The organism is Kytococcus sedentarius, from assembly GCF_041937525.1.
GTDB lineage: Bacteria > Actinomycetota > Actinomycetes > Actinomycetales > Dermatophilaceae > Kytococcus > Kytococcus sedentarius_A.
This window is the reverse complement of record NZ_CP169391.1, coordinates 1460677-1472584: the sequence shown is the minus strand read 5'-3', so window position 1 is coordinate 1472584 and position 11908 is coordinate 1460677. Positions and strand designations below refer to the sequence as shown.

Below are 11908 nucleotides of genomic sequence, written 5' to 3'. Positions count from 1 at the left end.
CCGTCAGTCGTCGTCGTCATCGTCGTCATCGTCGTCGTCGTCCCAGTCGTCGTCATCATCGTCGTCATCCCAGTCGTCGTCGTCATCCTCGTCATCGTCGTCCCCGTCGTCGTCACCGGGGGGCTGGGTCGGCGTGGGCGTCGGTGTCGGCGTCGGCTTGGCCGTGCGGGTGACCGTGCGCGGCACCTCCCGGGGGGTCCGTGTCGTCGACGAGGTGCTGGGCCGCACCGGTCGGGGGTCCTCGGCGGTGGGGCGGGGCGGCGCCGGTGCGACGGTGGGCTCCGAGGTGGGGCGGGGGGCCGGCTCGGTGGTGCGCTCGGGGGTCGGTTCGGCCGCGCTCCGGGTGGTGGACGGGGCCTGCGAGCTGGCGGTGTCCTTGCTGCGGGTCGTCTCGGTGGGCTGCGGGGCGCTGCTGCGCGTGGGCTCCGTGGAGCTGGGGGACCCGGACGTGCTGGGCCCCGAGGTCGCCGAGCCCTCACCGCCACCGGGGGCGTCGGCGAAGGCCGAGGACGAGGTGCCGGAGGAGCTACCGGAGGCGCTGGAGCTGCCGGAGGCGCTGGCCGGGGACGAGCTCTCGGCGCCGGTGGGGCCGGCCTCGGCGGGCGAGCTCGCGGCGGGCGGGTTCTCCGGCCCGGAGGACAGGTCCCCCAGGTCGGGGCCGCCGGGCAGGCGCATGGCCAGGGCGAGCACCGGGACGATGATCGCGAGGACGGTGACCGTGATCAGGGCGGGCAGGTACTTCTTCATCGCACACTCTCGGCTTCAGTGGTGGAGTCGGACTGTCGGGTGGCGCCGCGCTGGACCAGCCAGAGCGGGGTGGAGGAGTCCAGGTCCCAGACGTGCCAGTCCGGGAGCGGGTCGTCGCCGGTGGCCAGCACGATGCCGGGGTAGTCGGCGAGGGCGGACCGGACGCGCGCCCGGGAGGCGTCGGACAGACGGTCGTGCACGTCATCGAGCACGAGGAGCTTGGGCTTGCCGTAGAGGCCGCGGGCCAGGTGGAGCAGCACGCGCTGCTCCCGGGTCAGGGGCTCACCACCGCGGCGCAGGGTGGTGCGCTCACCCTTGGGCAGGGCGGCGACCACCTCGTCGAGGCCGACGGCGGCGAGCACCGGGCCCACCGGCTTGTCCAGGTCGGGGCGGCGGTAGCGGACGGCGCGGGCGATGCGGCCGTGCTCCACCGGCACGTCGGCGGCGACGTAGCCCAGCAGTCGCCGGCGGCGTTTGGAGTTGACCGCCGGGAGGTCCCAGCCGTCGAGCTCCACCCAGCCGTCCTCGGGCTGCGCGTCGCCCACCAGGGCCGCCACCACGCGGGCGGCCCGCTCGGGGTCCGCGCTGCGCAGGTGGATGCGGGAGCCGGGGGTGGCAAGCAGCTCGGGCAGGGTGTCCCCGCCGTCCTGCAGCCCGTTGATGTGCAGCAGGCCACGGGTGGGGCGGGAGCGCCGGCTGGCCGGAGGACCAGACCCGGTGCTGCCCGCGTCGTCCTCGGCGGACGGTGCGTCGGCGCCGGAGGGGGTGCTGGCCGCATCGGCGGAGGGGGTGCCGCGGCGCAGGGCCTTGGCCAGGACGAGGCTCGCGGCCAGGTAGCCCTGGCGGTACTCACCCACCCGGCCCATGTCCTGCACCGGTGTGGAGACGAGGCCCACCAGCAGCAGGGCGGTGGTGAGGCGCGCGGGGGTCAGGTCGGTCCAGACCGAGGTGACCCCCGCGAGGATCATGGCGATCACGGCCACCGAGGCGGCGCCACCCCGCATCACGCCGGCGAGGCGGGCGCGGCGCACGGCCAGGCTGCGGACGGTGTTGCTGTGCTCGTCAACGTTCTTGAGCTCGCGATGCTCACCGCCGGCGGCGCGGATGGCCGGGGCGGCCTGCACCGTGTCGGCGATGTAGGAGGCCATGCGGCCACGGTGGCGGCGCAGCTCGCGGCTGCGGCGGAGGACCGGGCCCGAGAGGGCGTACAGCAGCACGGCCATCACCACCAGGGCGCCGGCGACGGCTGCTGCGATCTCCCAGGCCATGAGGAACAGGGCCACCACCACACCCAGCAGCAGCGGGATCCCGCTGACCAGGGGGGCGATGCCCATGGCCACCCAGCTGCGGATGGCCGAGAGGTCGTTGGTGGTGCGGGCCACGAGCACACCGAGGTTGGAGTGGCGGCCCGGGCGCAGGGCGGTGGCCACCAGCAGGCGGCGCAGCTCGAGCACGTAGTGCTGGCCCAGCACCTCGGCGAGCACCCACTCGCCCCACCGCAGCGCGCCCACCATCACGGCGGCGGCGAGCAGGCCGAGGGTCAGTGTCCAGCGGGCGGTGGGCGTCGCCGCATCGAACAGCTGGGGGGTGAACCAGGCGATGGCCGCAGCAGCCGCTGCCTGGGCGACGCCGGAGGCCACCAGGCCCCCGAGGTACAGGCGGCGGACGCCCTTCCACACCGGGGGGAGCTCGGCGGCCGCCTCGTGGGCCGTCTGCTCCTCCCCGGCGAGGAGGGTGTTGCGGGTCAGCATCATCAGAGCCCCAGGAACTCGCGGACGGTCGCCGGCTCGGACAGGGAGAAGGTGTCCACCAGCGGCAGGTCGATCACGTCGTCGGCCTCGCGGGAGGCCATCGGGGAGGCGGTGATGGCGCCGCTCACCCCTGCCACCGGCAGACCGGCCGAGCGCAGCTCGGCCACGCCGGTGACCGCGCCCAGGGCCTCACCCACGGCGAGGACCACGGCGTGCACGTCGTCACCCAGGGCGCCGCTGCGGATGAGGTGGCTGGTCTCGCGCTGGTACAGGCCGTCGGCGATCTCGATGACCACCACGTCGGGGTTGCCCTGCGACAGCTCGTGGCGGACGGAGGCCACCAGGTCGGCGGCCTCCTCCAGGCCGATGCGGAAGGTGCTGCCGTAGCCGAAGTCCGTGAAGTCCAGCACCGTGGAGGCGCCCGAGTCCAGGAACAGGCCGGGGTCGCCCCAGGCGCCGGTGCCGGTGGCCTTGCCCGCCGCGACGCGCAGACCGGCCAGGGAGAGGCCGCGCACGACGTTGGCCACTGCGGTGGTCTTGCCGGCGTTCATGGAGCTGCCGAAGACGTACACCACCGGCGGGCCGTCGGCCCGGCGCTCGGAGGCCAGCTCGGCGGTGGGACGGACCGCACGGGGGGCGACGTCGCGGAGGGTGACGATGGAACCGTCACCCCGGGCGAGCAGGCCCAGCGGCTCGATGAGGGTGGCCTCGGAGGTGCTGCCGTGGCGATCGGTGACGTGGGCGGCCAGGCCACCGGCGGCGGCCAGGTTCGTCAGGGCCAGCGAGCCGGGGACCTCGGCCTCGAACTGGTCGGGGGCGTAGCGGTCGCCGTAGGCCAGCAGGATCTCGTCGCCGGGGTACAGGGTCTGGCGGCGGCCGGCGGCGTCGGGCAGCTTCTTGTGCTGGCCGAGAGAGACGATGCGGGCCAGGACCACCTGGCCGGCGCGGGGGGCCACCTCGGCGCCCGAGATCAGCTGCAGGCCGGAGGCGGACGACGCGAGGCGCTCGGCCACGAAGCGGGTGGTGTAGGCCTTCTTGGCGCGCAGGAGGCGCTCGGCGTCGATGGGGGTCGCGTGGACGCCGGGCTGCTGGCTGGCCACGGAGTGCGAGCCCACCTCGGGCAGGGCGGTCGGGTCGACGGCCTCGGTCTGCTGGGGCAGGCCGGTGGAGGGAGGAAAGGTGTCGGTCACGGCGGGGATGAGCGTGGCAGTCATGGTGTGACTCCTGTCTCGGGTGGGCCGGGGGGTTGGCCCGGTGGGTCTCGGTGGGGGTCTGTCGCCTGGGGCGATGACCACAACCTAGGAACCCGCTGTGAGTGGGCCATGAATGCCGTATGAGGGTTTGCTCATCCAGGTGGGCTGCGCGCTCATGGTGAGGGTGGGTGGGTGCCCAGAACCGCATCGTTCCATGACATTCTGGAGGTGTTGTGATCCGCCTCACCCCTCCAGGAGGTCCCCATGTCGCGTGACGAGACGGCCCTGTCCTACGTGTCCGGTCCCAGTGAGCTGCCGCTGCTGGGGCAGACCATCGGAGACAACCTCGACGCCACGGCAGCCCGATGCGGGGAGCGCGAGGCCCTCGTGGAGTGCGCGAGCGGGCGGCGGTGGACCTACACCGAGTTCGTGGCCGACGTGGACCGCCTGGCCCGGGGCCTCCTGGCGCGCGGGCTGAAGGTGGGTGACCGCATCGGCATCTGGTCGCCGAACTGTGCGGAGTGGACCCTTCTCCAGTACGCCACCGCCAAGGTGGGGGCGGTGCTGGTGAACGTGAACCCGGCCTACCGGGAGCACGAGCTGAGCTACGTCATCGAGCAGTCGGGGATGCGCTGGCTGGTGAGCGCCACCCAGCACAAGACGAGCAACTACCGGGCGATGGTGGAGCGCGTCCGCAAGGGGACGCCGGGGCTCGAGGAGGTCGTGTTCATCGGTGACGAGACCTGGGAGGCCGTCGTCACCGCATCGGAGGAGGTGGGGCCCGAGGCGCTCGCGGCGCGGCAGGCGGAGCTGGGGGCGGACGATCCCATCAACATCCAGTACACGTCGGGGACCACGGGCTTCCCGAAGGGGGCCACGCTGAGCCACCACAACATCCTGAACAACGGGTACTTCGTGGGGGAGCGGGTCAGCTACACCGAGGAGGACCGCATCTGCCTGCCGGTGCCCTTCTACCACTGCTTCGGCATGGTCATGGGCAACCTGGCGGCCACCAGCCACGGGGCGTGCATGGTCATCCCGGCGCCGAGCTTCGAGCCGGCGGCGACGCTGCGGGCGGTGTCGAACGAGAAGTGCACGAGCCTCTACGGCGTGCCGACGATGTCATCGCCGAGCTCGGGCTGCTGGACAAGCAGGAGGAGGAGTTCGACCTGTCCCACCTGCGCACCGGCATCATGGCCGGCTCGCCCTGCCCGGCGGAGATCATGCGGCGGGTGATGTCGGAGATGAACATGGCCGAGGTGGCCATCTGCTACGGCATGACGGAGACCTCGCCGGTGTCGCTCATGACCATGGCCGACGACGATGTGGAGCACCGCACCGAGACCGTCGGGCGGGTGATGCCGCACGTGGAGGTGAAGGTGGTGGACCCGGTGACGGGGCGGCCCGTGCCCCGGGGGGTGACCGGTGAGCTGTGCACGCGCGGGTACTCGGTGATGCTGGGCTACTGGGAGCAGCCGGAGAAGACCGCTGAGGCCATCGACGCGGCGCGGTGGATGCACACCGGGGACCTGGCGGTCATGGCCGAGGACGGGTACGTGGCCATCACCGGGCGCATGAAGGACATGGTGATCCGGGGCGGGGAGAACATCTACCCGCGGGAGATCGAGGAGTTCCTGTACGGGCACCCGTCGGTGCAGGACGTGCAGGTGATCGGTGTGCCGGACGAGAAGTACGGCGAGGAGCTCATGGCCTGGGTGGTGCTGCGTGAGGGGGCCGACCCGGTGGACGCCGACGGGGTGCGCGAGTTCTGCAGCGGACAGCTGGCGCACTACAAGATCCCGCGGTACGTGCACGTGGTGGAGTCGTTCCCGATGACGGTGACCGGCAAGGTGCGCAAGGTGGAGATGCGCGAGAAGGCGCTGGCGATCCTGGGGTTGCAGCAGCGCTGAGGGGGTGGGACGCGGGGGCCGGGCCGCCCCGGCTCGCCCGGATCAGGGGGCGATGAGGGGGCCGGCGCGGGTGCGTCGGCCCCCTTTCGCGTGTCGCGGGTGGGGGGTGTGGGGGTTGTCCACAGGTGGGGTGGTCGTGGCGGCGGGGACCTCTGCTCGTCCACATGTTCTAGTTCGGGGTTGCATATGTCGGTGGTGTGTACTATGGTGGGGGTGTTGGCAGGAGGCGGGGATCCTCCAGCCGAACCGAACGAGCAAGGGGGTGGTTCCCGTGGCAGCCCAACCCACAACGAGTGGTGGACTGGCCACGGGCGCCCCCGGAGCGCGCGTGAGGCCAGGCTCTGGGGGTGTGGTGTCGGGGGCGGGGCTGCGGGTCGCGCGGGCACTGGAGAGTCTGCACGCGGGGCTGGATGAGCTGCTCGCCTCGATCGCCGAGCTCTCTGCACCGGCAGACACCCTCGGGGATTCCGACACTGGCGGTGGCACCGGTGGTGGGGCCGGGGTGCCGATGGACCTGGTCCGTGCCCTGGATGAGGAGACCTTCCGGGCCCGTAACCGGTTGGACTCCGCCCGCCTGCGGTTGGGCGCGGTCGCCCGCACCGAACGCGAAGCCGGCCGCGGCCGCCACCTGGACGAGGCCCAGTTCTTCGCCTCCGGAGGCCGCATGGACGGACCCTCCGCAGCCAAGGACGCCGACCTGGCCGAAGGCCTGGGCAACGCCACCCCCGCACCCACCACCACCACCGGCCCCGAAAGCCCCCAGGGTTCCGCCGGCACCCGGGCTGGTGGGTCTGGCGACCCGGCGAACCCCGAGGGCGTTGACGGTGGTGCTGGTCCTGGTCGTTCTCCGGTGGGGGTGGCGTTGGATCAGGGGTGGATATCCAAGGAGCACGCCCTGGTGATCCACCAGGCGTTGGCCAAGGCCCCGGACTGGGTCACTGCCCAGCAGCGGCACACGATCGAGGTCCACCTGGTCAACCGGGCCCGCACCCTGCGTCCTTCCTCGTTGCGGCGTGCGGCACGTCGCCTCCTGGAAGCCCTGCCGGTCCCGGTGGACGTGGTTGATGAGCACGAGAACGCCCTGATCACCGCTGAGGAGGACCACGCCTACGCGAATGCGTCCTTCACCGTGCACCACACCGGGCGGGGGATCTCCTACGGAAAGTTCGCCCTGCCCACCCTGCAGGCCAAGGCCCTGGAGAAGACCCTGGCCTCCCTGTCCTCACCCACCCGCCGCAAGAACCAGCACCACACCAGTGCCGGTGACGATGACGCTTCCGGCACCGGCACCGGCGCCGGCGCCTGCACGACCAGCACCACCGGTACTGCGGGCGTGAACTTCGAGGCGGGTGAGGTGGCCAAGGACTGGGCCACCCTGAAGGGCCAGGCGTTGGCCGAGCTGATCGACCACCTGCCCACCGACCGGCTGGGAACCAGGACCTCGTACACCGTGATCGTGTCCACCGACCTGGACACCCTGCGCGGTGAGACCAACCGGGCGGGCACGACCGACACCGGCCAGAAGCTCTCGGCCGGACAGGTCCGCCGCCTGGCAGCCCAGTCCGGCATCATCCCGACCGTCATGGGAGGAGAGTCCCTCCCGTTGGACCTGGGAACACAACGGCGCTTCTTCACCGAGACCCAACGCATGGCCCTGGCCCACCTGTACAGCGAGTGCGCCGTCGAGGACTGCGACCGGCCCTTCGCCTGGTGCCAACTCCACCACGCCACACCCTGGGCCTCGACCCGCGGAACACCCCCCGGATGGGCACCACCCGAACCACCACCCCACAGCACCGGGCACCCCGACGGACACACCGAGCACTGCGGCGGAGCAGCCGAGCACCCCGGCGACCCCGGACACCCCGACGACACTGGGCAACCGGATGCCCCTGGACCCCTGGGACAGACGACAGCGGCCTCGCGGGGAGCCAGGGGGCGGACTGACCTGTCCAACGCCATCCCGGTCTGCGGACGCCACAACCGGATCATCGAACTACCCGGCGTCACCCACCACATCACCCACGACCACGCCGGCGCAGCCACCATCCACATCCACGACTGAACCCCGGACCGCTCAGAGAGGACCACCATGCCCAGCGATCGCTCCTCGGCGCGGCGGGCCACAATGGGCCGCGTGAACCCCTCGACCCTGGCTGCCCGCGTCATCATCGACGAGCTCGTTCGGTGCGGAGTGCGGGAGGCGGTCCTGTGTCCCGGGTCGCGATCGGCCCCGCTGGCCTACGCCCTGGCGGCCGCGGATGCCGACCCCGAGGTGCCGCTGCGCGTCCACGTCCGCACCGATGAGCGCACAGCAGCCTTCCTGGCGCTGGGCATGGCCGCTGCGTCGGGGCGGATGGTGCCGGTGGTCACGACCTCCGGGACCGCGGTGGCGAACCTCCACCCGGCGATGCTGGAGGCCCACCACCAGCGGGTCCCGCTCCTCGCTCTGACGGCCGACCGTCCGCCGGAGCTCCGCGGGACGGGAGCGAACCAGACCACGCAGCAGCCGGGGCTGTTCCCGACGGTGCGGCTCGCGGTCGACCTCGGGACCCCGGCCGCGGGTCTGGAGGATGCGCAGGCACGGGCGGGTGCAGGCGCAGGGGCTCAGGCAGGGACAGGGGCAGGGGCGCAGGCAGGGGCAGCGGTGGCCGCGGTCGAGGCGCGGTCGTGGCGGACGGCGGTGGACCGGTGCTGGTCCGCTGCGGTCGGTGCCCTCGGCGGCGATGCGGGGCCGGTGCACCTCAACCTGCCACTGCGGGACCCCCTCGTGGCCACGGAGGTGCCGGCAGCGGGCTCCGGGTCGGCACGTGCCGCCGACGCCGTGCAGGGACGGGCCGACGGGGCGCCCTGGACCGCGGTCCAGGCACATGGCACCGGTGGGACGGATGCTGTGGGCGTCGGGCGCATCGGGAGTGGCGAGGGCGGCACGCGACACGCGGTACTCCCGGAGGGGTCCGAGCGGACGCTGGTGCTGCTGGGGGACCTGGGGTCACCGGCCGCGGCCCGTGCCGTCCAGGCCGGGGCGGCACGTCGGGGGTGGCCGGTGGTGGCTGAGCCGTTCAGCCGCTTCGGCGGCGACTCAGCGGTCCCGGGCGGGGTGCACCTGCTGGGGGACGATGACTTCCTGGCCAACCACGCCCCGGAACGTGTGCTCGTGGTGGGACGCCTGACGCTGCACCGGGTGGCCGGGCGGCTCCTGGGACGTGAGGGGCTCCGCGTCGAGGTGGTGAGCGCATCGAGCTCGTGGCCGGACCCGGGGCACCGCGCGGCGGCCGTGCACCCCCTGGTGCTGCGCGAGGGTGCTGTCGAGGCCACCGTCGCGAGGAGCGACACGGTGTGGCTGCAGGCATGGCACGAGGCCGGCACGCGTGTGGCAGCGGGTGGTGGCGCACCCGGTGGTCTGGCGGAGAGTGGTGGCGCAGCCGGTGGCGTGTCAGCGGGTGACGGGGGTTCGGGAGCCGCGCCTCCGCTGACCACGGCCAGTGCGGCGGCTGTCGTGGCCACCAGCGTGCGAGGACTGCTCTTCCTGGGGAGCTCCCGGGCTCCCCGGTCGATGGATCTGGCCATGGCCGGCCCCGGTGCACAGGTCACGGGCATCGTGGGAAACCGAGGGCTGGCCGGCATCGACGGGTGCCTGTCGACCGCTGCGGGCTGGTCCCTGCTCCACGGCCCGACGACGGCGCTGGTGGGGGACCTGACCTTCCTGCACGACGCGAACGCCCTGGCCATCGGGCCCGGCGAGCCGCGCCCGGACCTGACCGTGGTGGTGCTCAACGACGACGGCGGTGCCATCTTCAGCGACCTGGAGTACGGCCGCACGGAACACCTGGAGGCCCACGGGCCGGACACCTTCCGCCGCGTGTTCACCACCCCCACGGGCGTGGACATCGGCCACCTGGCACGCGCTCACGGGGTGGAGCACACCCTCGTGAACACAGCGTCGGCGTTGCGGGAGGAACTGATGACCGAGCCCTCGGGCCTGCGGGTGGTCGAGGTCGCGCTGGGCGGCTGAGGTGGCTCGGGTCCGCAGTGAGGTGCCGCCCAGACCCCCCTGCTGAGTGCCGCCCGCTGGGGCGCCGCTGAGTGCCGCCCGCTGGGGCCCGCTGAGTGCCGCCCGCTCAGTCGCCGCTGAGTGCCGCCCGCTCAGTCGCCGCTGAGTGCCGCTCGCATGGGTGCGAGCTTGGCTCCGGTCTCGGCGTACTCGGCCTGTGGGTCGGAGTCGGCCATGATGCCTCCACCGGCCCACATCCGCAGGCTGCAGGGGTCCTCCGGTTCGATCCGGCCGGTGCGCAGTGCGATGCCCATGTCACCGTCGCCACGGGAGTCCATCCAGCCCACGGGTCCCGCGTACCGGCCGCGGTCCCGGCCCTCGAGCTCGCGGATCAGCCCCAACGCCACGTCACGAGGGGTGCCGCCCACCGCAGCACTCGGGTGGAGTGCCCCGGCCAGCTCCAGCACCGTGGTCCCGGGAACGGCTCGTCCGTCCAGGTCGCTCACCAGGTGGAACACGTTCGGCAGGGTCAGCAGCGCCGGGGAGCGCGGCGCCACCACCGCGCTGCACAACGGCGACAGGCGCTCCACCACGGACTCCACAGCAAAGGCGTGCTCGGAGAGGTCCTTCCGGCTGGAGAGCAGGTCGTCTGCCGCGTGCTGGTCGTCCTCCACGTCCGCAGCCCGGGACGCTGTGCCGGCCAGGACCCGCGAGAACACGTGTCCCTCGTCGAGCCGCACCAGCATCTCGGGGGTCGCACCCACCAGCCCGTCGACGGCGAAGGTCCAGGTGTCGGGATAGGCGCCCACCAACTGGTGCAGCAGCCAGCGGACGTCCAGCGGCTCGGGCGCCGTCGCCACCACGTCGCGGGCCAGCACCACCTTGTCCGCCTGCCCGGAGCGGATGGCGTCGATGCCGCGCTGCACCACCTGGGGCCAGCCCTCGGCCGGCGTCTCACCGGGCGCCTCGTCGATGCGGGTGGGTGCCGCAGGCGGCTCGTCGGTGGCCTGCGGGATGCCGGTGTCGCTGGGTCCGGTGCCAGCCAGGGGGGCTCCGTCCACGGTGGAGATCCGCGTCACCCAGGCGACCTCGCCCTTCACCCCGACCACCACCTCGGGCACCACCAGGGTCGAGCCAGCTGGCGAGTCGTCGCTGAAGGCCATGGATGCCCACGCCACCAGCCCGGCGCCGCGGGGGAGCGCGCCATCCTGAACGAGGCCCTCTGTCTCCCCCGTGACCTCCTCGTGCGCCAGCTCGGCCACCTGCCGCCACCAGTGGCTCAGGCGCTCCCACCGGTCCGGCCCGGACTCCTCACCCACCAAGGTCACCGAGGATGCCCGCCCCCAGCCGACCATCCCCTCGCGGCGACGGATCCAGGCAGTGACCTCCTGCGGTGCCACGCGGGGAAGCACCTTGCCGAGGCTCACCCCATCGGCCCGGTGCACCTCGGTGCGCACCACGAGCTGCGGGACGGGTCCGGGGGCGCAGGAGTCGGCTCGGTCCTGCGCGGGGGCGGGGGTGGTTCGGGGCTGGTCGGCGGCGGTCATCGCCGGTGAGCGTATCCACTCACCCGGTCGGGACGAACGGGTGGGAGACTGGACCCATGACCCGCGCCAGCCTCGCGAAGGACCCCTCGCACGTCTCCTCGATGTTCGATGAGGTCGCACCCCGCTACGACTGCACCAACGACGTCCTGTCGATGGGGCAGGCCCGCCTGTGGCGACGAGCCGTCACCCGCACCATCGAGCCGCGCCCGGGCATGCGCATCCTCGACCTGGGGGCCGGGACCGGCACCTCGAGCGAGCCCCTCGCCGATGCGGGCGCCGACGTGGTGCCCGCCGACTTCTCCGAGGGCATGCTCGCCGAGGGGCGACGCCGCCGCCCGGACATGCCCTTCACGCACGCCGACGCGATGGCCCTGCCCTTCGAGGACGCCTCGTTCGACGTCACCACCATCAGCTTCGCCCTGCGCAACGTGGCCGATCCGGCCCTGGCGCTGCGGGAGATGGCACGTGTCACCCGCCCCCGGGGCCAGCTGGTGCTGTGCGAGTTCTCCAGCCCGACCTTCGCCCCCTTCCGGAAGGTCTACGACACGTACCTCATGAAGGCGCTGCCTGCCATCGCCAGCCGGGTGTCCTCCAACCCGGAGAGCTACCACTACCTCGCGGAGTCCATCGCGGACTGGCCGGACCGGGACGGGGTGCGCCGCATGGTCGAGGCGGCGGGCTGGACCGACGTGGAGGTGCGTAACCTCTCCGGTGGCGTGGTGGCCCTGCACACGGCCCGCCGCCCCGCGGGAGAGTGACCCGTCCG

Annotated in this window: 7 protein-coding genes and 1 pseudogene; 4 read left to right on the top strand and 4 right to left on the bottom strand. The window is 72.9% G+C overall.

The features are described from left to right. Positions 1-3 precede the first annotated feature (3 nt). Genes ACEY2A_RS06840 through ACEY2A_RS06830 form a run of 3 tightly spaced genes read right to left on the bottom strand, consistent with a single transcriptional unit; the run spans position 4 to position 3712 of the window. Positions 4-747, bottom strand: coding sequence for a hypothetical protein (locus ACEY2A_RS06840; protein ID WP_374927851.1), 744 nt, complete (start codon positions 745-747; stop codon positions 4-6). After that, positions 744-2501: an ABC transporter transmembrane domain-containing protein gene (locus tag ACEY2A_RS06835; protein ID WP_374927850.1), complete on the bottom strand. Its 1758-nt coding sequence runs from the start codon at positions 2499-2501 to the stop codon at positions 744-746. The genes ACEY2A_RS06840 and ACEY2A_RS06835 overlap by 4 nt, the downstream gene beginning before the upstream one ends. Continuing rightward, positions 2501-3712 carry a DUF1611 domain-containing protein gene (locus ACEY2A_RS06830; protein ID WP_374927849.1) on the bottom strand — a complete coding sequence of 404 codons (1212 nt, stop codon included), beginning with the start codon at positions 3710-3712 and terminating at the stop codon, positions 2501-2503. Before ACEY2A_RS06830 ends, ACEY2A_RS06835 begins: the two co-directional genes overlap by 1 nt. Positions 3713-3955: 243 nt before the next feature. On the opposite strand from ACEY2A_RS06830, the pseudogene ACEY2A_RS06825 reads away from it, so the two are divergent. The 3 genes and pseudogenes from ACEY2A_RS06825 to menD all read left to right on the top strand — a co-directional run bounded on the left by ACEY2A_RS06825 (position 3956) and on the right by menD (position 9616). After that, a pseudogene (locus ACEY2A_RS06825) lies at positions 3956-5601 on the top strand (AMP-binding protein). Positions 5602-5929: 328 nt separating this feature from the next. Further along, positions 5930-7666, top strand: coding sequence for a DUF222 domain-containing protein (locus ACEY2A_RS06820; protein ID WP_374927848.1), 1737 nt, complete (start codon positions 5930-5932; stop codon positions 7664-7666). Between the two features lie 72 nt (positions 7667-7738). Further along, a complete protein-coding gene (gene menD, locus ACEY2A_RS06815; RefSeq protein WP_374927847.1) occupies positions 7739-9616 on the top strand; it encodes a 2-succinyl-5-enolpyruvyl-6-hydroxy-3-cyclohexene-1-carboxylate synthase in 1878 nt (625 codons plus the stop codon). Between the two features lie 131 nt (positions 9617-9747). Here menD and ACEY2A_RS06810 read toward each other — a convergent pair whose 3' ends face one another. Continuing rightward, on the bottom strand, positions 9748-11142 hold the full coding sequence (locus ACEY2A_RS06810; RefSeq protein ID WP_374927846.1) for an isochorismate synthase MenF: 1395 nt from the start codon (positions 11140-11142) through the stop codon (positions 9748-9750). 56 nt (positions 11143-11198) lie between these two features. On the opposite strand from ACEY2A_RS06810, the gene ACEY2A_RS06805 reads away from it, so the two are divergent. Further along, positions 11199-11900, top strand: a complete 702-nt coding sequence (locus tag ACEY2A_RS06805; RefSeq protein ID WP_374927845.1) for a demethylmenaquinone methyltransferase — start codon at positions 11199-11201, stop codon at positions 11898-11900. Positions 11901-11908: the final 8 nt, after the last annotated feature.

Coding starts and splice junctions, on each gene's coding strand:
- ACEY2A_RS06840 (WP_374927851.1), bottom strand. CDS start 747: ATGAAGAAGTACCTGCCCGCCCTGATCACGGTCACCGTCCTCGCGATC.
- ACEY2A_RS06830 (WP_374927849.1), bottom strand. CDS start 3,712: ATGACTGCCACGCTCATCCCCGCCGTGACCGACACCTTTCCTCCCTCC.
- ACEY2A_RS06835 (WP_374927850.1), bottom strand. CDS start 2,501: ATGATGCTGACCCGCAACACCCTCCTCGCCGGGGAGGAGCAGACGGCC.
- ACEY2A_RS06810 (WP_374927846.1), bottom strand. CDS start 11,142: ATGACCGCCGCCGACCAGCCCCGAACCACCCCCGCCCCCGCGCAGGAC.
- ACEY2A_RS06805 (WP_374927845.1), top strand. CDS start 11,199: ATGACCCGCGCCAGCCTCGCGAAGGACCCCTCGCACGTCTCCTCGATG.